Annotated in this window: 19 protein-coding genes; 9 read left to right on the forward strand and 10 right to left on the reverse strand. The window is 66.4% G+C overall.

Annotation, left to right across the window (positions count from 1 at the left end):
- Positions 1-13: 13 nt before the first annotated feature.
- The 3 genes from AC5O77_RS13875 to AC5O77_RS13885 all read right to left on the reverse strand — a co-directional run bounded on the left by AC5O77_RS13875 (position 14) and on the right by AC5O77_RS13885 (position 2,804).
- Complete coding sequence (locus tag AC5O77_RS13875) at positions 14-703, reverse strand: methionine ABC transporter permease (protein ID WP_032129021.1); 690 nt, start codon at positions 701-703, stop codon at positions 14-16.
- Positions 700-1,707, reverse strand: a complete 1,008-nt coding sequence (locus tag AC5O77_RS13880) for a methionine ABC transporter ATP-binding protein (protein WP_032129022.1) — start codon at positions 1,705-1,707, stop codon at positions 700-702. Before AC5O77_RS13880 ends, AC5O77_RS13875 begins: the two co-directional genes overlap by 4 nt.
- A 200-nt stretch (positions 1,708-1,907) precedes the next feature.
- Positions 1,908-2,804, reverse strand: a complete 897-nt coding sequence (locus AC5O77_RS13885) for a DMT family transporter (protein ID WP_049399222.1) — start codon at positions 2,802-2,804, stop codon at positions 1,908-1,910.
- Between the two features lie 150 nt (positions 2,805-2,954).
- Here AC5O77_RS13885 and AC5O77_RS13890 point away from each other — a divergent pair, with 150 nt between their 5' ends.
- On the forward strand, positions 2,955-3,437 hold the full coding sequence (locus tag AC5O77_RS13890; protein ID WP_006471121.1) for a YajQ family cyclic di-GMP-binding protein: 483 nt from the start codon (positions 2,955-2,957) through the stop codon (positions 3,435-3,437).
- A 35-nt stretch (positions 3,438-3,472) separates the two neighbouring features.
- Here AC5O77_RS13890 and AC5O77_RS13895 read toward each other — a convergent pair whose 3' ends face one another.
- The 3 genes from AC5O77_RS13895 to AC5O77_RS13905 form a co-directional block, all read right to left on the reverse strand.
- Positions 3,473-4,567 (reverse strand): helix-turn-helix domain-containing protein, encoded by a 1,095-nt coding sequence (locus tag AC5O77_RS13895; protein ID WP_478057569.1) that lies wholly within the window; start codon positions 4,565-4,567, stop codon positions 3,473-3,475.
- Positions 4,568-4,729: 162 nt separating this feature from the next.
- On the reverse strand, positions 4,730-5,857 hold the full coding sequence (locus tag AC5O77_RS13900; protein ID WP_494506913.1) for an NAD(P)-dependent alcohol dehydrogenase: 1,128 nt from the start codon (positions 5,855-5,857) through the stop codon (positions 4,730-4,732).
- A gap of 17 nt (positions 5,858-5,874) precedes the next feature.
- Positions 5,875-7,341: a benzaldehyde dehydrogenase gene (locus tag AC5O77_RS13905; protein WP_049421407.1), complete on the reverse strand. Its 1,467-nt coding sequence runs from the start codon at positions 7,339-7,341 to the stop codon at positions 5,875-5,877.
- Between the two features lie 193 nt (positions 7,342-7,534).
- On the opposite strand from AC5O77_RS13905, the gene AC5O77_RS13910 reads away from it, so the two are divergent.
- Together AC5O77_RS13910 and AC5O77_RS13915 are read left to right on the forward strand one after the other, a co-directional pair.
- Positions 7,535-8,101, forward strand: a complete 567-nt coding sequence (locus AC5O77_RS13910) for a DUF1415 domain-containing protein (RefSeq protein WP_032129027.1) — start codon at positions 7,535-7,537, stop codon at positions 8,099-8,101.
- A complete protein-coding gene (locus AC5O77_RS13915) occupies positions 8,098-8,901 on the forward strand; it encodes an SDR family oxidoreductase (RefSeq protein ID WP_478057571.1) in 804 nt (267 codons plus the stop codon). The genes AC5O77_RS13910 and AC5O77_RS13915 overlap by 4 nt, the downstream gene beginning before the upstream one ends.
- A gap of 72 nt (positions 8,902-8,973) precedes the next feature.
- Here AC5O77_RS13915 and AC5O77_RS13920 read toward each other — a convergent pair whose 3' ends face one another.
- Positions 8,974-11,004 carry a M3 family metallopeptidase gene (locus AC5O77_RS13920; protein ID WP_478057572.1) on the reverse strand — a complete coding sequence of 677 codons (2,031 nt, stop codon included), beginning with the start codon at positions 11,002-11,004 and terminating at the stop codon, positions 8,974-8,976.
- A gap of 170 nt (positions 11,005-11,174) precedes the next feature.
- On the opposite strand from AC5O77_RS13920, the gene AC5O77_RS13925 reads away from it, so the two are divergent.
- Positions 11,175-11,579: a hypothetical protein gene (locus AC5O77_RS13925; protein WP_329913800.1), complete on the forward strand. Its 405-nt coding sequence runs from the start codon at positions 11,175-11,177 to the stop codon at positions 11,577-11,579.
- Positions 11,580-11,680: 101 nt separating this feature from the next.
- Here AC5O77_RS13925 and AC5O77_RS13930 read toward each other — a convergent pair whose 3' ends face one another.
- Positions 11,681-12,793 (reverse strand): PLP-dependent cysteine synthase family protein, encoded by a 1,113-nt coding sequence (locus tag AC5O77_RS13930; RefSeq protein WP_065724642.1) that lies wholly within the window; start codon positions 12,791-12,793, stop codon positions 11,681-11,683.
- Positions 12,794-12,918: 125 nt separating this feature from the next.
- On the opposite strand from AC5O77_RS13930, the gene gloA reads away from it, so the two are divergent.
- Together gloA and AC5O77_RS13940 are read left to right on the forward strand one after the other, a co-directional pair.
- Complete coding sequence (gene gloA / locus AC5O77_RS13935; RefSeq protein WP_478057573.1) at positions 12,919-13,434, forward strand: lactoylglutathione lyase; 516 nt, start codon at positions 12,919-12,921, stop codon at positions 13,432-13,434.
- Between the two features lie 90 nt (positions 13,435-13,524).
- Positions 13,525-13,953, forward strand: a complete 429-nt coding sequence (locus AC5O77_RS13940) for a VOC family protein (RefSeq protein ID WP_012512160.1) — start codon at positions 13,525-13,527, stop codon at positions 13,951-13,953.
- Positions 13,954-14,020: 67 nt separating this feature from the next.
- Here AC5O77_RS13940 and AC5O77_RS13945 read toward each other — a convergent pair whose 3' ends face one another.
- Entirely contained in the window at positions 14,021-14,452 is a 432-nt protein-coding gene (locus AC5O77_RS13945; RefSeq protein WP_006394252.1) for a CBS domain-containing protein, read from the reverse strand.
- Positions 14,453-14,895: 443 nt separating this feature from the next.
- The gene (gene glmS / locus AC5O77_RS13950) at positions 14,896-16,734 is read right to left on the reverse strand and encodes a glutamine--fructose-6-phosphate transaminase (isomerizing) (protein WP_049399202.1); all 1,839 of its coding nucleotides are present in this window, start codon (positions 16,732-16,734) and stop codon (positions 14,896-14,898) included.
- A 203-nt stretch (positions 16,735-16,937) separates the two neighbouring features.
- Here glmS and AC5O77_RS13955 point away from each other — a divergent pair, with 203 nt between their 5' ends.
- From AC5O77_RS13955 to AC5O77_RS13965, 3 genes are read left to right on the forward strand one after another with little or no spacing between them, the layout of a single operon-like run.
- Complete coding sequence (locus AC5O77_RS13955) at positions 16,938-18,215, forward strand: efflux RND transporter periplasmic adaptor subunit (RefSeq protein ID WP_180837270.1); 1,278 nt, start codon at positions 16,938-16,940, stop codon at positions 18,213-18,215.
- Positions 18,216-18,250: 35 nt separating this feature from the next.
- Complete coding sequence (locus AC5O77_RS13960; RefSeq protein WP_032129038.1) at positions 18,251-18,976, forward strand: ABC transporter ATP-binding protein; 726 nt, start codon at positions 18,251-18,253, stop codon at positions 18,974-18,976.
- A 10-nt stretch (positions 18,977-18,986) separates the two neighbouring features.
- A complete protein-coding gene (locus AC5O77_RS13965; RefSeq protein ID WP_478057574.1) occupies positions 18,987-20,285 on the forward strand; it encodes an ABC transporter permease in 1,299 nt (432 codons plus the stop codon).
- Positions 20,286-20,289: the final 4 nt, after the last annotated feature.

Raw genomic sequence — 20,289 nt, forward strand, 5'->3', positions numbered from 1 at the left:
CCCCGGCGCCTCGTCATTTGCGGCTGTAATGCGCGACCAGGCGGTCGCCGAGCATCTGCAGCAGCTGCACCAGAACCAACAGCAGCACCACGGTAACCAGGGCCACGTCGGTGTGCGAACGCTGGTAGCCATCGCGGAACGCCAGGTCACCAAGGCCGCCGGAACCAATCGCACCGCCCATCGCGGTGAAGCCGATCAGCGCCACGGTGGTGACCGTCGCACCGGCGATCAGGCCGGGGCGTGCCTCGGGCAGCAGCACGCGGGTGACCAGCTGCCAGGTGGTGGCACCCATCGACTGGGTCGCTTCGATCACGCCACGGTCCACTTCGCGCAGTGCGGTTTCGACCAGGCGCGCGTAGAACGGCGCGGCACCGATCACCAGCGGCACGATCGCACCGCGTACCCCCAGCGACGTCCCCATCAGGAACAGGGTGACCGGGATCAGCACGATCATCAGGATGATGAAAGGCACCGAGCGCAACAGGTTCACCACCAGCGCCAGCACGCCGTAGGCGAACGGACGGCGCTTCATCTGCGGCGCACCGAACAGGTACAGCAGCACGCCCAGCGGCAGGCCGATGGCCAGGGTCAGCGGCAGCGAACCGAGCAGCATCAGAAGAGTGTCGATGGTGGCCTGGCCGATGTCGGCCCACTTGCCCGCATCCAGGTGGCGGAAGAATCCGCCGGCAGTGGCGATGATCATCGACGCAGCTCCTCAACGTGCACGCCGGCAGCCACGAACGCGGCCTGCGCGGCGGACTGGTCACCGCCCACCAGGGCGACCACCAGCTGGCCATACGGGGTGTCCTTGATCCGGTCGATACGGCCGGACAGGATGTTGTAGTCGACCCCGGTCTCCCGCGCGACACTGCCGAGCAGGGGTTCGTAGGTGTCTCCGCCGAGGAAGGTCAGCCGCACGATGCGGCCACCGACGGCATCGAAATCACGATGCAGCGCGCCTTCGTCCACGTGCTCCGATTCGCTGACGAAACGGCGCGTGGTCGGGTGCTGCGGATGCAGGAACACCCGGGTGACCGGCCCGGTCTCGACCATCTGGCCGGCGTCGAGCACGGCGACACGGTCGCAGACACGGCGGATCACATCCATCTCGTGGGTGATCAGCACGATGGTCAGGCCCAGCTCGCGATTGATCTTCGACAGCAGCGACAACACCGAGGCGGTGGTCTGCGGGTCCAGCGCACTGGTGGCCTCGTCGCACAGCAGGATCTGCGGGCGTGTCGCCAGCGCACGGGCGATGCCGACGCGCTGCTTCTGGCCACCGGACAGCTGTGCGGGGTACTTCTGCGCATGCGCCTCCAGGCCCACGGTCTGCAGCAACTCGGCCACGCGCGCGTCGATCTCCGCCTTCGGCGTGCCGGCCAGCTCCAGCGGGAAGGCGACATTGCCGGCCACCGTGCGCGACGACAGCAGGTTGAAGTGCTGGAAGATCATGCCGATGCGCCGGCGCAACGCGCGCAGGCCATCCGCGTCCAGTGCGGTGACATCCTCGCCACCGATCAGCAGGCGACCACCGCTGGGCTCTTCCAGGCGGTTGATCATGCGGATCAGGGTCGACTTGCCGGCGCCGGAATGGCCGATGATGCCGAATACCTCACCGGCCTCGATGGTCAGGTCCAGCGGCTGCAGCGCGCTGACTGCGCGGCCGGCAACGGCATAGGATTTGTGCAGGCGCTGGAACTCGATCACGGGCGTGGCTCACCGGCTGGGTGACGGAAGGGGGCGTGCAGCCTACCAGCGCAAGCGGTCGCGCGCCCGCGCCATGGACCAGAATGTTATTCCTTTTGGTTCTAAGTCGCCCGCACCCGGTAGTGTCGGCCGCTGGCCGGCACCTGCAGCGATCCCTCCGGGGCAAGGAGTTGCCGGCCAGCGGCCGGCACTACCCCGGCTCAGGGATGATCCAGCGGCTTCGGCGGTTCCTGCCGGTTCACCCGCTCACGGTGCAGCAGGTACAGCCCCGAGGCGACGATGATCGCCGCGCCCACCCAGGTATAGCTGTCCGGCAGCTGGCCCCAGAAGGCCAGGTCCCAGCCGATCACCCACACCAGGCCGCTGTACTCCAACGGCGCGATCATCGACGCCTCTCCCAGCTGGAAGGCCTTGGTCAGGGCGATCTGACCGAGCGCTCCGGCCAGACCCATGCCGGCGATCAGCGGCGCATGCGCCAGCTGCAGTGGCACCCAGCCGGGAAGGGCCAGCAGGCCGGCACCGATGGCCATGATCACCAGGAACCAGACCACCATCGATTGCGAGGTATCGGTGCGGGTGAGCAGGCTGACCGTGATCGCCGCCACGGCATACGCGGTGGCCGCGGCCAGCACCATCAGCCCCGGCACCGAAATGAAGCCGTCCACGCCCGGCCGCAGCACCACCAGCACGCCGACCAGGCCGATGCCGATGGCCACCCAGCGCCGCGGGCCAACCCGCTCACCCAGCAACGGCACCGACAGCGCGGCGATCAGCAGTGGGGCAACGAAATAGATGGTGTAGGCGGTGGACAGCGGCAGGTCACGCAGGGCGAACACGAAGCAGCCGATCATCGCCATGCCCAGCCCGCCACGCAGCAAGTGCAGGCCCCAGCGGCGCGGGATCAGCGAGCGCGGGCCGGCGCTGACCAGCACCCAGACCAGCACGAACGGCAACGAAGCCGCACCACGCAGGAAGGTCACTTCCAGGGTCGGATAGCTGGCCGACAGCTGCTTCATGCCAGCATCCATCAGCGAGAAACAGGCGACCGCAGCGACCATCCAGGCCACCGCACGCGAAGGGGAGCGTTGCACGTTCATGGCCCATTATCGCCCGCCTGTTGCTCTTATGTAGCGCCGAGCCATGCTCGGCGGGCCGCCTTGTAGAGTCGAGCATGGCTCGACTCTACAAAACGGGTATGCAGCCAGCACGATAGAATGACCGCCACTGAATTCTGCGGAGCACCGCCCATGCCTTCCTTCGACGTCGTGTCTGAAGTCGACACCCACGAGCTGACCAACGCCATCGACCAAGCCAATCGCGAACTGGCCACCCGCTTCGACTTCAAGGGCGTGGACGCCAAGTTCGAGCGCGATGGCGATGTGATCAACCAGACTGCGCCGACCGAGTTCCAGCTCAAGCAGATGAACGACATCCTGCGCGCACGCCTGGCCGCGCGCGGCATCGACGTGCTCAGCCTGGAGTTCGGCGACATCGAAACCAACCTGGCCCAGGCCCGGCAGAAGATCACCGTCAAGCAGGGCATCGAGCAGAAGATCGCCAAGAAGATCGCGGCGGCACTGAAGGACGCCAAGCTGAAGGTGGAAAGCCAGATCAACGGCGACAAGCTGCGCGTGCAGGGCAAGAAGCGCGACGATCTGCAGGACGCCATCGCCGTGCTCAAGGCCGGCAAGTTCGAACTGCCGCTGCAGTTCAACAACTTCCGCGACTGATGCCCCCGCCGGGCCCTGCCCGGTGGACTACGCGGTCAATCGCGCAGCAGCTTGTACAGCGTGGTGCGCGAGATTCCCAACTGGCGTGCGGCCAGGCTGAGGTTGCCGTCAGCGGCCAGGGCCGCGCGACGCGCGGCCTCACGCTGCTGGTCACGCAGCAGCGGCGCGACCGGATCTGCCGGGGTGCTCCGCTGAGTAGACCGGTGCGCCCCGCCCCGCGGCCCCTGCAGACGCTGCAGGTAGACCGCACTGCCTTCGCCCAGCCGGACACGATGCGCTGCGCCCGGTTGCAGCAGGCGACGCCGTTGCGCCGCACTGGCACCGGCAAACAGCGCTTCCAGCCCCAGCAGCGGCAACGGGCCGCGCCGTGGCAGGCCCAGCAGGCGCCGTGCAACGCGGTTGGCTGCACGCAGCTGGCCATCCTCCTGCACCGCCAGCAGTCCCTGCAGCGGTGATGCCAGCCAGCGCGGATCATGTTGCACGGCCAGCAGATGCACGTCGGTGAGGCTGTGGAACAAGCGATTTTCGCTGGCCAGCGCAGCCTGCCGGAAATAGCCCTGCAGCAGGGCGGGATCGCGCTCGCCAAGACCGGTGATGTCGATCACCCCGCAGACCCGGCCGTCGAGATCGTGCAGTGGCTCGCTCAGGCAGAACACCGGCGCGAATCGCTGCAGGTAATGTTCGTTGCCGCGCACCAGTGCCGGCACATCGTCGGCCAGACTGACCGCCGGCGCGGTGGTGCCGATCTCCGTCTCGCCAAGCTGTCGCCCAACCTGGATCGGCCGCAGCAAGGGAGCATCTTCCAGCCCGTGGGCCTGCTGCGCGATCACCATGCCGTCGCGGTTGGCGCAGAACATCGTCCAGCCACGCCCGCCGAAGGCCGCCCAGAGCTGTTCCAGCTCCGGCTGCACGCAACGTGCCAGGCGCCGGTCGTCGGGATGCGGGAGACGCTGTCCACGCCCCAGCAGCGGCCGATAGTCCGGCTCCTGCCCCGGTTGCAGGCCCGCCGCGCGCGAACGCAGCCATGACTGCTGAAGCGGCAGCGGCAACACGCCCAATGAGCGCGCATCGCCCTCGGCGAAAGCGGCACGTGCCGCCACCAGTTGTTGCTGCCCGACTGTCGTGGCCATCATGGACGCAGCGTACACCCGCCAGCGGCAACGCCATGTTACGTCTTCACAACGGAGCGTTTCCGTTTCAAGACGCGTTCAAACAAAGGGGCAGAGCCGTTATCTTCTGGAAAACGGATCTGCCCCATGCCGGCCAGCGGCCGGCACTACCAACAGGGGAAACTACGCCGCGATGCGCAGCACCGGCTTCAGGGTGATGCCACGGGTGCTGTCTTCGGCCGCCTGGTTGATCTGTTCCAGCGGATAGAACTTGACCAGCTTGTCGAACGGGAAGCGCCCCTGCTGGAACAGGGTCACCAGCTGCGGAATGAACACCTGCGGCACACTGTCGCCCTCGACGATGCCGCGGATGCTGCGACCGCCGAGCAGCAGGTTGTTCACATCGAAACTGGCGGTGGTGCCCAGCTTCGGCGCACCGACCACGCCCATCATGCCCAGCCCACCCAGCGCCTCGACGCCAGCGGACAGCACGTCCGGACGACCGGTCGATTCCAGCGCGAAGTCAGCACCCCCACCCGTGATCGCACGCACCGCCTCGACCACATCGGTCTCCCGGCTGTCGACCACGTGGGTGGCCCCCAGCTCCAGAGCAAGCTCCAGGCGCGAAGGCACCACGTCGATGGCAATGATGGTCGTGGCCCCGGCCACCCTGGCCGCCATCACCGCGCTCAGGCCCACCGCACCGGCACCATAGCTTGCAAAGCTGCTGCCCGACCGCACCTGCAGCGAGTTGAGCACCGCACCGGCACCGGTCTGGATGCCGCACCCCAACGGGCCCAGCAGTTCCAGTGGTGCGTCATCAGGCACCTTGATCGCATTGATCTCGCGGGCCAGCGCGTAGGTGGCAAACGAGGACTGGGCGAAGAAATGATCGTGCAGCGGCTGGCCCTGCGCATCGGTGATCGCGGTATGGCCGTGGCCATCATCGCCACCGAAGTTCAGGGCGAAGAAATCCCTGCAGTAAGCACCGTGTCCACCCCGGCAGGGATTGCAGTGACCACAGGCGCCGTAGGTCAGCACCACGTGATCCCCCGCCTTGAGGTCGCGCACGTTCGGGCCAACCGCTTCGACGATGCCCGCCCCCTCATGGCCCAGCACCGCCGGCAGCGGCACCGGATAGTACTGATCGCGCACGATCAGGTCGGTATGGCACAGGCCGGTGGCCACCACCTTCACCAGCACCTCGTCGCCCTGGGGACCGCGCAGCGTCGCCTGCTCGATGACGAAGGGCTGCTCCTTGCCGCGTACCACGGCGGCGGTGATCTCACGCGTTGCGTTGTTGTCGTTCATCGGGATGGCTCCTTCGATCAGATCGGGTAAGCGGGCGCTTCGCCCTTGACGGTCAACCACTGCCACTGGGTGAACTCCTCGCCGTTGGCCGGGCCACCGATGCTGGTGCCGTTGCCGGACGCGCCGACGCCGCCGAAGGGGTTGATCACCTCGTCATTCACGGTCTGGTCGTTGATGTGCAGCAGACCGGTACGCAGGCGCTCGCCGATCTTCAGCGCGCGGCCGACGTTGCTGGACACGATCGCCATCGACAGCCCGTACTCGCTGTCGTTGGCCAGGCGCACCGCTTCGTCGTCATTGTCGAACGGCACCACCACCGCTACCGGCGCGAAGATTTCCTCGCTGAAGGCCGGATTGTCGGCCGCAACGTTGCCGAGCACGGTGGGTGCGAAGAACAGCTCCCGGTGTGTGCCGCCCGCTTCCAGCGTGGCACCGGCCTGCACCGCCTGCTCGACCACGCGTGCAGCATGGTCGCGCTGGCCAGCATTGATCAGCGGGCCGATCGCCACGTCCTCACGTGCCGGGTCGCCTACCTTCAGCGCGTTGGCCTTGGCCACCAGTTTCTGCAGGAACGTGTCATGGATCTTCCGGTGCACCAGCACGCGGCCGGTCGCCATGCAGATCTGGCCCTGGTGCAGGTAGACGCCCCACGCGGTGTTGGCCACCGCCAGGTCCAGGTCCGCATCGTCCAGGATGATCAACGAATTCTTGCCACCCAACTCCAGCGAAACCTTTTTCAGGTGCTTGCCCGCCGCTTCGCCGACCTTGCGCCCGGCGGCGGTGGAACCGGTGAACTGGATCATCGCCACGTGCGGGTCACTGGTCAGCGCGGCCCCGGCCGCGCCATCGCCGGGCAGCATGTGCAGCACGCCTGCCGGCAGGCCCGCCTGCTCGAACAGGCGTGCGATCACCGCGCCACCACACACTGCCGTACGCGGGTCCGGCTTGAGAACCACAGCGTTGCCCAGCGCGATCGCCGGGGCCACCGCACGCATCGCCAGATAGAGCGGGAAGTTGAACGGCGAAATGACCCCGACCACACCCAGCGGGCGGCGCCGCGCCAGATTCAGCTTGCCCGGCTCGGAGGGCAGGATCTCACCCGTGCTGCGCGACGGCAGTGCGGCGGCCTCGTGCAGCGCCTTGATCGTCACCTTGGCCTCGAAGCCGGCCTTCAGGCGGGTCGAGCCGCTTTCGCGCACCAGCCACTCGACCAGGGTGTCGATGTTCTCTTCGGCCAGACGCGCGGCCTTGCGCAGCACGTCGGCACGCTGTTCGTAGGGCGCCGCCGCCCAAGCCTGCTGCGCCTGTGCCGCGGCAGCCGCCGAACGCGCGATCTGCGCCGGGTCGGCCAGGCCGATCTCGCCCAGCTCCCGGCCAGTGGCCGGTTCAATCACCGGGTGCCGTTGCGGGGCAGCCTGCCAGTGGCCATCAAAGAAGGCGCCGGCCCAGAGGGCGTCCGGCAGCCACGGGGAAGATGCAGTCATGGGTGTCCTCCTGTGTCGTGCATCCATTCCACGCCCGTCGCCCCGGACTGGCAATCGGCCATCCATCGGTAGCGCGCAACGGTTTGAATCTTCAGGAATTTCCAGCTTCGCCACTGTTCAGTTCCTGCACAGTGGACAGCGCAGCACCGGCACACTGCCTACAATGGCGGCCCCGCCAGCCCACGTGCCCGCCATGACCGATTCCCACCTGCCCACCGATGACCCGATCGCCGCCACCCGCCTGTGGCTGGAGCGCATCGTCATCGGCCTGAACCTGTGCCCGTTCGCCAAGGCGGTGTACGTGAAGGACCAGGTCCGCATCGTGCTCAGCGATGCGACCACGCCGGAAGCGCTGGTTGAACAGCTGGCCGAGGAGCTGGTGCTGCTGCGCGATACGCCGGCCGAGCAGATCGACACGACGCTGATCGTGCATCCGCAGGTGCTGACCGATTTCCTCGACTACAACGATTTCCTCGACAACGCCGATGCGGCGATCGAGGCACTGGACCTGCAGGGCATCCTGCAGGTGGCCAGCTTCCACCCGGACTACCAGTTCGATGGCGTGGCCGCGGACGACGCCAGCAACTACACCAACCGCGCACCCTTCCCCACCCTGCACCTGCTGCGCGAAGACAGCGTGGCACGCGCGGTGGATGTCTATCCGGACCCGGACGTGATCGTCGAGCGCAACATCCAGACCCTGGACCGCATCGGTGTGGACGGCTGGCATCGCCGCCTGCGCGGCGAAGACCTGACGTGAGCACGGTGCCGCCGATCGCCGCATGGCCGGCCGCGCCACTGTCAGGCAAGGTTGTGCTGGTCACCGGCGGTGCCAACGGCATCGGCCGTGGTATTGCCCAGGCCGTACTTGGTGCCGGTGGACGCGTGCTGATCGGCGACCTGGACGTGGAGGCCGGAGAAGCGTGTCTGGCGGAATGGCAGCGCGGCGAGGATGCCGCGTTCCAGCGCCTGGACATCACCGACGAAGCCAGCGTGCGCGACTTCATCGCCGTGGCCCTGCAGCGTTTCGGCCGTATCGACGGGCTGGTGAACAACGCGGGCATCGCCGGTCCACACGGCACAAAGTTGCAGGATATGGACTGGGACGAGTGGCAGCGCCGCCTTTCGTCGCTGCATGGTGCGTTCCTGTGCAGCAAGCATGCGCTGCCGGCACTGTCGGCGAATGCTGCCGGCACAATCATCAACATCGCCTCGACCCGCGCGTGGCAATCCGAATCACATAGCGAAGCCTATGCCGCAGCCAAGGGTGGACTGGTCGCCTTCACCCACGCACTGGCGATCAGCAGCGGGCCGGCGGTGCGGGTGAACAGCATCAGCCCCGGCTGGATCGGCACCTCTGACTGGCAGGCGCCCTCACGCCGACACGCGCCGCAGTACTCGGCCGAAGACCATGCACAGCATCCAGTGGGGCGTGTTGGACGCCCCGGGGACATCGGCGCCCTGGCGGTGTACCTGCTGTCGTCGTTGTCCGGTTTCACTACTGGCCAGGACTTCGTCGTGGACGGCGGCATGACCCGGAAGATGATCTACGCCGAATAGAAAAAGGGGACGGAGGGGATTAAGTCGTTTTTGCACAAACGACTTAATCCCCTCCGTCCCCTTTTTTTGCGCTTACGCCATGCCCGAGTGGCGCAGCAGCGCGTCGATCTGCGGCGCGCGGCCACGGAAAGCCTTGAAGTTCTCCGCCGCCGGGCGGCTGCCACCGCGCGACAGGATCTCTTCGCGGAAGCGCGCGCCGGTTTCAGCCAGCGCCTGCGGCGCCTCCTCGAACGCCGCATAGGCATCGGCGCTCAGCACCTCGGCCCACTTGTAGCTGTAGTAACCGGCTCCGTAGCCGCCGGCGAAGATGTGGCTGAACTGATGCGGGAAGCGGTTCCAGACCGGCGGGTGGTTCACCGCCACTTCCGCGCGCACACGATCGAGCAGTGCCAGAACGCTGTCCTGCGCCGGCTCGAACTGGCTGTGCAGCAGCATGTCGAACAGGCCGAACTCCAGCTGGCGAACGGTCGCCATGCCGCTATGGAAATTGCGTGCGGCCAGCATGCGCTCGTACAGCGCGCGCGGCAGCGGCTCACCCGTTTCCACATGCGCGGTCATGCCCTGCAGGTGGTCCCATTCCCAGCAGAAGTTCTCCATGAACTGGCTGGGCAGCTCCACCGCGTCCCATTCCACGCCGTTGATGCCAGCCACACCCAGTTCGCCGATGCGGGTCAGCAGCTGATGCAGGCCGTGGCCCATTTCATGGAACAGGGTGGTCACTTCGTTGTGGCTGAAGGTGGCCGGCTTGCCATTGGCACCACGGCCGAAGTTGCACACCAGGTAGACCAGCGGCGTCTGCACGCTGCCGTCGGCACGCTCGCGACGGTTGCGGCAATCATCCATCCACGCGCCACCGCGCTTGCCTTCGCGCGCGTACAGATCCAGGTAGAACTGGCCCACCAGCGCGCCCTGCGCATCGACCAGGCGGAAGAAGCGCACATCCTCGTGCCAGACCGGCGCGCTGTCTTCCTGTACGCGCAGGCCGTACAGCTGTTCGATCACCGAGAACAGGCCGCCTAGCACCTTGGGCTCGGTGAAGTACTGCTTCACTTCCTGCTCGGAATAGCTGTAGCGCGCCTGCTTGAGGCGGTCGGCGGCGAATGCCAGGTCCCAGGCCTGCAGGCTGTCGATGCCGAGCTGTTCGCGTGCGAACTGCTCCAGTTCGGCGCGGTCCTTGGCCGCGAACGGCTTGGCGCGTGTAGCCAGGTCACGCAGGAAACCAAGCACCTCGGCCGGGTCCTGCGCCATCTTGGTCGCTACCGAATAATCACCATACGAGCCGAAACCGAGCAGCGCGGCCAGTTCAGCGCGCAGGGCCAGGATCCGGTCGATGTTGCCGCTGTTGTCCAATGCATCGTCGCCGAACTCGGACGCACGCTGCGCGCTGGCGCGATACAGGATCTCGCGCAGATCGCGATCTTCAGCCCAGGTCTGCACCGGCTGGTAGCACGGCATCTGCAGAGTCAGTTTCCAGCCGGTCTTGCCGTCTTTCTCTGCTGCGGCATGCGCGGCGGCCTTCACGTCAGCGGGGACGCCGGCCAGACGGTTTTCATCCTCGACGATCAGCGACCACGCATCGGTGGCGTCGAGCACGTTCTGCGAGAACTTCGCCGACAGCGCCGACAGCTCTTCCTTGATCGCGGCGAAACGCTGCTGCGCCTCGGGTGCCAGCTCAGCGCCACCCAGGCGGAAATCGCGCAGCGTGTTGTCCAGCACCTTGCGCTGGGCCTCGTCAAAGTGCGCCGCCTCGGCGCTGGCAGCCAGGGTCTGGTACTGCCGGTACAACGCCAGGTTCTGGCCCAGCGCACTGGCGAAACGGGTCACCCGTGGCAGGTTGCTGTTGTAGGCCTCGCGCAGTTCCGGGGTGTTGACCACGCCCTGCAGGTGGCCGACCAGGCCCCAGGCACGCCACAGGCGCTCGGTGGCATCGTCCAGCGGGGCAACGAAGGTCTCCCAGCGTACCGGCTGCACCTGCTCGGCTGCGCTGACGGCGGCTTCGGCCTCGGCCAGCAGCACGTCCAGCGCCGGCGCCACGTGCTCGGGGCGGATCGCCTCGAAGCGCGGCAGGCCGGAAAAATCGAGCAGGGGGTTGTCAACGGTCACGGCAGATCTCCAGGGTACGGGCCCGACAGGCGGGCAGCACCGTAGATATGGCGCTGCCGGGCGTGGCTGACAAGGGGGCGCTGCCCGGTATTCACGTCGGCCTTACGGTCGCGGTTCGAAGCTCTGGCTGCGGGGGAGTCCGCAGCGGTAGGTACCCAACGAGGCCCCACATGGAAGGTCTGGCTGCAGTTGCATCCGTCTCATCGGCGCGGTCGCTGGCGTTGTCTGCCAGCACGGCCGAGCTGACCTGGATCGCCGCGCTGTGCGATGCCGGCGACGACGCCCCGCGCCACCTGCAGCAGTTGCAGGCCGTTCTGCAGCAGGGCGGCACCTTCAACGATGCCCAGGAGTGGTACCCGTTCGAGGTGATCGAACGCGGCGCCAGCCAGCTGCGGCTGGGCCATGAGCGAGAGTTTGTGATCTGCGTGCTGCTGTGGCTGCAGGCACTGGCCCAGGGCCGGGCCAGCGGCCTGGACCCAAGCCTGCACCTGGATGATCGCGCGATGGACATCGAGGCATTGCCCGATGCGCTGCGTGATGCGGTGCTGGATGCGTTCACCGCAGCGGGGTATTGATCGGGGTGCGACACACTGCTGCGCTCGCCGGGCATGGCCCGGCGCTACCCTTTCAGCACGATCGGTAGCGCCGGGCCATGCCCGGCGGAAATGCCGACCGGCTACAGTGCTTCCAGGCTGCACCACGGCAGTTGCGGCAGGCCCTGCCCGGCTACCGCAGCAGCCAGCTGCGCGTCGGCCCCCTGCACATCGATCCCCTGCCGTGCATACCACGCCGGGTCGTAGTAGCTCTGCGCATAGCGCTCGCCGCTGTCGCACAGGATGCTGACGATGCTGCCCTGGTGGCCGGCCTCGCGCATCCACTGCGCAGCCTGCAGCACACCGATGAAATTGGTACCAGTGGAGCCCCCCACGCGTCGACCGAGCTGGCGGCTGACATGGCGCATCGCGGCCAGGCTCAGTGCATCGGGCACCTTCACCATCGCATCCACACTGGTCGGAATGAAGCTCGGTTCCACCCGCGGCCGGCCGATGCCTTCCACGCGCGAACCGCCGCTGCAGGTCAGGCCACGCCAGTCCTGCTGGCCGGCCACGGCAGCCTGATAGCCATCGAAGAACACCGACACTTCCGGGTCCGCGCAGAGGATGCGGGTGTCATGCCGGCGGTAGCTGACATAGCGGCCCAGCGTCGCTGCGGTACCGCCGGTACCGGGGCTGCACACGATCCATTCCGGAACCGGGCTGGGTTCTTCGGCCATCTGCTTGAAGATGGATTCGGCGATGTTGTTGTTGGCGCGCCAGTCGGTGGCACGCTCGGCGTAGGTGAACTGATCCATGAAGTGGCCGCCGGTTTCGCGGGCCAGCTTCTCCGAATCACAGTTGAGGTCGCAGGCGCGCTCGACCAGATGGCAGCGGCCACCATGGAACTCGATCGCGGCAATCTTCTCCGGCGAGGTCGTGGCCGGAATCACCGCGATGAATGGCAGGCCCAGCAGACGCGCGAAATAGGCTTCGGACACCGCGGTCGAGCCGCTGGATGCCTCGATCACCGGCCGCCCCTCGCGCAACCAGCCGTTGGTCAACGCATACAGGAACAGCGAGCGGGCCAGCCGGTGCTTGAGGCTGCCGGTGGGATGGCTCGATTCATCCTTCAGGTACACATCGATGCCATCGAACCCGGGCAGCGCCAACGGGATCAGGTGGGTATCGGCGGAACGGTTGAAATCGGCTTCGATCTTGCGGATGGCGGCGGCCACCCATTCACGCTGCGACATGGCGGGCAATGGTCATCAGGACGGAACGGTGCGATCCAGCCATTGTACGTCGCGGTGCCGTCAGGTGGCGGCCGGTAGAATAAGCACATCCGGCCGGCAACGGCCCTGTCTGAAGGACCTCCCCCATGACCATTCCCGCCCTGCGCGATGTCCCCGGCGTCGCCGCCCAGGCTCCGGCCGAAACCACCGGCTTCGTGTTCAACCACACCATGCTGCGGGTGAAGGACATCACCGCCTCGCTGGACTTCTACACGCGCGTGCTGGGCTACCAGCTGATCGACAAGCGCGACTTCGCCGAAGCCCAGTTCAGCCTGTACTTCCTGGCCTACGTACCGGCCGGCGCCGTGGTACCCGAGGATGACGACGCCCGCCGCGTGTGGATGGCCGGCCTGCCGGGCGTGCTGGAACTGACCCACAACCACGGTACCGAGAGCCAGGACGGCGCGGTCTACCACGACGGCAACAGCGACCCGCGCGGCTTCGGCCACATCTGCGTGTCGGTGCCGGACATCGAGGCCGCCTGCCAGCGCTTCGAGGATCTGGGCGTGACCTTCCAGAAGCGCCTGACCGATGGCCGCATGAAGAACCTGGCCTTCATCAGGGACCCGGACGGCTACTGGGTCGAGATCATCGCCAACTGATAAAAAGGGGACGGAGGGGATTAAGTCGTTTCTGGCACTATTAGCCGGAAGCGACTTAATCCCCTCCGTCCCCTTTTTTGCGAGGTTGGTATGGAAACGATGGAACTGCACCGCGGACGACTGATCGACCACATCCAGCTGGTCGTACGCGACCTGGCCGCCAGCCGGCGCTTCTACCAGGCGGTGTTCGATACGATCGGCATCCCGATCGCCGGCGAAGGCGATGATTACTTCTGGGCCGACGAGCTGTTCATTTCCAGCGCCAGCAGCGAAGCCGCCGCCGGCCAGCTGACCGGCCGCCACCACCTGGCGTTCCAGGCGCGCGACAGCGCCACCGTCGATGCCTTCCACACGGCGGCCATCGCCGCCGGAGGCAAGGACAACGGCGCACCCGGCGAGCGCCCTTACCATCCCGGCTACTACGGCGCCTTTGTGCTCGATCCGGATGGCAACAACATCGAAGTGGTCTATCACGGTCCGGCGAACTACAGCGCCGATTCGGTGAAGGTCACTTTCTGATATCACCAAAGCCGTGAACGAAGAAGCCGGGCAATGCCCGGCTTCTCTACATCCAAGGGTCCAGCCCTCAGTGGGCGGCCATGTAGATGTCCTGCAGCACGGCCTTTTCCAGTTCCAGCTCACCCAGCAGGTTCTTCACGATGTCGCCCAGGCTGAGGATGCCCACCAGCAGGGTACCTTCGGTGACCATCAGATGACGGCGCCGCGAGTACGTCATCAACGACATGGCCTGCTTCAGGGTGGCCTCCGGCGCAATGCCTTCCAGACCGGTGGACGGCAGGCTGGAGATCACCCGTCGGCCGGCCTGCGGGCCGTCGTCGGCCAGGGTACGCACGATGTCCTTCTCGGAAATGATGCCAACCGGGGCATCGTCCTTCATCACCACCAGCGCAGCGATCTTGTTCGCGCTCATCTTGTGGGCGGCTGCACCGATGGTGTCTTCGGCGTCGATGGTGATGACAGCTTCTTTCTTGGATTGCAGGAGTTCGCGGACGTTCATTCTTGTTTCCTGGTGCAGGTCACTAAGTCAAAAAGTGTGCTCTTCCGATGCGCCCCCTCCCCGGGAACAGACCTTTCAGTGCACGTCTGGCGCACCCGACTGCCGCTTGGAATGGATCGGCAGACATCGTGCTGCAACGCGAGCGAGGTGGGTTCAACCGCTCAACCCGGCCCTCGGTCAAATCGATTCTACGACTGCGACCATCGGTCACTACCGGCATCGATAGGACAGTTCGTCGTGGGAACCAACTGACGATCCAGAGAATGGCACCGCGGCTGAAACCGCCGCTGAATACAGGCGATGTCGCGCATTAAAGATTGATTGCCTGCTGCCGACAGCGGACAGAACACCCGGCGGCTGTCCCACTTGGCACGACCACCGGCGCAAACGAAAGGGGCCACGTGGGCCCCTTTCGCATGCAGTTTCCAGCGGTTCCGGCGGAGTTACTCCACCGTCACGCTCTTGGCCAGGTTGCGTGGCTTGTCCACGTCGGTGCCACGTGCCAGTGCGGTGTGGTACGCCAGCAGCTGCACCGGGATGGTGTGCACGATGGGGCTGAGCACGCCGGCATGGCGCGGCGTACGGATCACATGCACGCCTTCGGACTCGTTGAAGTTGCTGTCCTGGTCGGCGAACACGAACAGCTCGCCGCCGCGCGCGCGTACTTCCTGCATGTTCGACTTCACCTTCTCCAGCAGGCTGTCGTTGGGCGCGATCACCACTACCGGCATGTCCTCGTCCACCAGCGCCAGCGGGCCATGCTTCAGCTCGCCCGCCGGATAGGCCTCGGCGTGGATGTAGGAGATTTCCTTGAGCTTGAGCGCGCCTTCCAGCGCGATCGGGTAATGCAGGCCACGACCCAGGAACAGTGCGCTGCTCTTGCGCGCGAAACGCTCGGCCCAGGCGGCGATCTGCGGCTCCATGTTCAGCGCGTGCTGCACGCTGCCCGGCAGGAAGCGCAGCTGCTCCAGGTAGTCCGCTTCCTGCGCCGCGTCGATGCGGCCATGCAGCTTGCCCAGCACCACGGTCAGCTGGAACAGCGCGGCCAGCTGGGTGGTGAAGGCCTTGGTCGACGCCACGCCGATCTCGGCGCCGGCGCGGGTGTAGCAGACCAGCTCGCTGGCGCGCGGAATCGCGCTTTCCGGCACGTTGCAGATCGACAGCGTGTGCTTGTGGCCAAGCGACTTGGCGTACTTCAGCGCCTCCATCGTATCCAGCGTTTCGCCGGACTGGGAGATGGTGACGATCAGGTGCTTCGGGTTCGCATAGGCGGCGCGGTAGCGGTACTCGCTGGCAATCTCCACGCTGCACGGCAGGCCGGCGATGGCTTCGATCCAGTAGCGCGCGGTCAGGCCGGCGTAATAGCTGGTGCCGCAGGCGATGATCTGCACGCCTTCGATGCCTGACAGCACGGCCTCGGCATTCTTGCCGAACAGTTCGGCCGGAAAACCACCGGCGTCGATCGCTGCCTCGATGGTGTCGCCCAGCGCGCGCGGCTGCTCGTGGATTTCCTTCTGCATGAAGTGGCGGTACGGGCCCAGCTCCAGCGATGCCAGCGATACGTCGGACAGGTGCACCTCGCGCTCGATCGGCTGGTCATGCTCATCGAAGATGCGCACACCGTCGCGGCGGATCTCCGCGGTGTCGCCCTCTTCCAGGAAGATCACCTTGCGGGTGGCCGAGATCACCGCCGAAACGTCGGACGCCACGAAGTTCTCACCCTCGCCCAGACCGATCAGCAGCGGGCAGCCCATGCGCGCGCAGACGAAGCGTTCCGGCTCGGCGCGGCTGACCACGGCCAGTGCGTAGGCACCGGTCAGCTCCTTCACCGTGTGCTGCAGCGCCACCAGCAGGTCGTCGCCGTCCTTCAGGTGGTGATGGATCAGGTGCGCGATGACTTCGGTGTCGGTCTGCGACTCGAAGGTGTAACCCAGGGCACGCAGCTTCTCGCGCTGCTCCTCGTGATTTTCGATGATGCCGTTGTGCACCAGCGCCACGCCGTGGCTGATGTGCGGATGCGCGTTGGCCTCGGTGACACCACCGTGGGTGGCCCAGCGGGTGTGACCGATGCCCAGCACTGCATTGAAGCCCTCGGCCTCGGCCGCAGTGGCCATTTCCGACACACGGCCGGTACGACGCACGCGGCGCACATCCGGCCGTTCGGCATGGTCGATCACCGCGATGCCCGAGGAATCGTAACCACGGTACTCAAGGCGCTTCAGGCCTTCGATCAGCACCGGCACTACGTCGCGATCAGCGATCGCACCCACGATTCCACACATGTCACGCGTTTCCTTGAAGACGATCGCCGCATTCTAGCCTGCGGGCCCGCGCTCCCCCTCCTGTCCGCTTAATGAAAGTGTCCGGAAAGGTGTCCGCGGACACCCGGACACTTCAGGGCGCCTCCCAACCCATTGACCCACAAGGAAATAAAGTTGGCACGCTACGTGCTTGGTACCCACTACCACCGTCAGGCACGCACCCGATGATCCGCGACACCTCCGCACAGGACCAGATCGTTTCCTCCGCCCCGGCCGGCACCACCCGCGCCAACTGGCAGCGTTACCGCTGGCCGGCACTGGGCGCCATCGCGCTGCTGGCCGGCATCGGCTGGGCCGTGTACGCCTGGTCCAACGCCAGCCGCTCCTACGACAGCAGCCGCGTGCGCATCGCCGAAGTGAAGCGCGGTGACCTGGTCCGCGACATCGCCGCCGACGGCCGCGTGATCGCCGCCAACAGCCCGATCCTGTACGCCATCTCGGCCGGTACCGTGGACCTGAAAGTCGTTGCCGGTGACGTGGTCAAGAAGGACCAGGAGCTGGCGGTCATCGACAGCCCGGAACTGCGCAGCAAGCTGGCCCAGGAGCAGGCCACCCTGGCCGGCCTGGAAGCCGAGGCCAGCCGCGCCGCGCTGGACGCCACCCTGGCCCGCGCCAAGTCGCGCAAGGAAACCGACCAGGCCACCATCGAGCGCCAGGCCGCCGACCGCGACCTGCAGCGCTACCAGCGCGGTTACGACGGCGGTGCAGTACCGCAGATCGATCTGGCCAAGGCCAAGGACTCGCTGAAGAAGGCCGACATCACCCTGGCCAACGCCACCACCGATGCACGCCTGCAGAGCCAGGGCGCTGACCTGGACGCCCGCAACAAGCGCCTGCTGGCCGACCGCCAGAAGGCCGTGGTGGCCGAGGTGCAGCGCCAGGTGGACGCGCTGACCCTGCGCGCGCCGTTCGACGGCCAGGTCGGCCAGGTGCAGGCTATCCAGTCCACCAACCTGGCCGCCAATGCGCCCGTGCTGGGCGTGGTCGACCTGTCCAAGTTCGAGGTCGAGATCAAGGTGCCGGAAAGCTTCGCCCGCGACCTGGCGATCGGCATGCCGGCACAGCTGACCGGCGGCAACGGCAAGCCGTTCCCGGGCGAGATCAGTGCGGTGTCGCCGGAAGTGGTCAACGGCGAGGTCAACGCCCGCGTGCGCTTCGCCAGCGCGCAGCCGGAAGGCCTGCGCCAGAGCCAGCGGATGTCGGTGCGCGTGCTGCTCGACACCCGCAAGGACGTGCTGAAGGTCGAGCGCGGCCCGTTCGTCGAACAGGGCAACGGCATCGCCTACGTAATGGACGGCCGCACTGCGGTGCGGCGTCCGGTGGAACTGGGCGTCAGCAGCCTGGGCGAAGTGGAAATCAAGTCGGGTGTGCAGCCGGGCGACCGCATCGTGGTCTCTGGCAGCGACCTGTTCAAGGACGCCGAACGCGTCTCCGTCAACTGATACCTGATACCTGAATCCTGGAGAGAGGACACCCCATGTACATGCTCGAAATGCGTTCGGTCGCCAAGGTCTTCCGCACCGAACAGGTGGAAACCCACGCACTGCGCTCGCTGGAACTGCAGGTCAAGGAAGGTGAGTTCGTCGCCGTCACCGGCCCGTCAGGCTCCGGCAAGACCACCTTCCTCAATATCGCCGGCCTGCTGGAAACCTTCACCAGCGGCACCTACATGCTTGACGGCCAGGACGTGAGCACGCTGGGCGATGATGCGCGCAGCCGCCTGCGCAACCAGAAGATCGGCTTCATCTTCCAGGGCTTCAACCTGATCCCCGACCTGAACCTGTTCGACAACGTCGACGTGCCGCTGCGCTACCGGAAGATGAGCGCCAACGAGCGCCGCGAACGTATCGAGAAAGCGCTGAGCCAGGTCGGCCTCGGCTCGCGCATGAAGCATTATCCGAATGAACTGTCGGGTGGCCAGCAGCAGCGCGCGGCCATCGCGCGTGCGCTTGCCGGCAGCCCACGCCTGCTGCTGGCCGACGAACCGACCGGCAACCTGGACACACAGATGGCCCGCGGCGTGATGGAACTGCTGGAGGAGATCAACGCTGCCGGCACCACCATCGTGATGGTCACCCACGACCCGGAACTGGCTGCGCGCGCGCAGCGCAACGTGCACATCGTCGATGGCCAGGTGACCGACCTGGTGCGCGAGCCGGTGCTGGCCACCCCGCCGCGCCACATCGTCGCCGTCAACGAGTGAGGGCCCGACCATGTTCGCCTACTACGTCCGATTGGCGGTGCGCAGCTTCCGCCGCAACAAGGTACTGACCGCGCTGATGGTGATCGCTATCGCGCTCGGCATCGGCGCCTCGATGACCACGTTGACCGTGTTCCACGTGCTGTCCGGTGACCCGATTCCCGGCAAGAGTGACCGCCTGTTCTATGTGCAGCTTGATGCCGCGACCGGCGCCTATGTTGCTGGCGAGGAACCGGAAACCCAGCTGACCCGCTTCGACGGTGAAGCCCTGCTGCGCGAAGCCAAGGGCGAGCGCCAGGCACTGATGAGCGGCGGCGGCGGTACCATCGAACCGGACAACAGCACTCTCAAGCCCTTCAGCATCGACACCCGCTGGACCTCGGCCGACTTCTTCCCGATGTTCGAGGTGCCCATGCAGTACGGCCGCCCCTGGACGCGCGAGGACGATGAAGGCCGTGCACGCGTGGTGGTCATCTCCAAGGCGCTCAATGACAAGCTGTACCAGGGCGCCAACAGCGTGGGCCGCGACCTGCGCATGGAAGGGCAGAGCTACCGCATCGTCGGCGTGATGAAGGAATGGAGTCCGGAGCCGCACTTCTACGACCTGACCACGGGCAGCTACGGCAAGAACGAGGACCTGCTGCTGCCGATCTCCACCTCCTTCGACCTGAAGCTGGGCAACAACGGCAACATGAACTGCTTCGGCGAGAATCCCGACGGCAACAGCTACTCGCTCAACGCACCGTGCGCGTGGCTGCAGTACTGGGTGGAGATGGACCCGGCCAAGGCCGCCGACTACCGCCGCTACCTGGAGAACTATTCGACCCAGCAGCGCGAGGCCGGCCGCTTCAAGCATCCGCCGAACGTGCGCCTGCGCACCGTGATGGAATGGCTGGACTTCAATGGCGCGGTCCCCAGCGATGTGCGCCTGCAGCTGTGGCTGGCGCTGGGCTTCCTGGGCGTCTGCCTGGTCAACACGGTGGGCCTGCTGCTGGCCAAGTTCCTGCGCCGCAGTGGTGAGATCGGCGTGCGCCGCGCCCTCGGTGCCAGCCGTGGCCAGATCTTCCTGCAGTGCCTGGTGGAAGCCGGTGCGGTCGGTGTGGTCGGTGGCGTGCTGGGTATCGGTCTGGCCCTGCTTGGCCTGTTCGCGGTGCGCCAGCAACCGGTGGAATACGCAAAGCTGGCCCACCTGGACGGCAACATGCTGCTGCTCGCGCTGGGCCTGACCCTGCTCGCCAGTCTTGCCGCCGGGTTCCTGCCCGCCTGGCGCGCCATGCAGGTCACCCCGGCCATCCAGCTCAAGTCGCAGTAAGCAC

It is taken from the genome of Stenotrophomonas sp. INTA L402-1, from assembly GCF_059295135.1.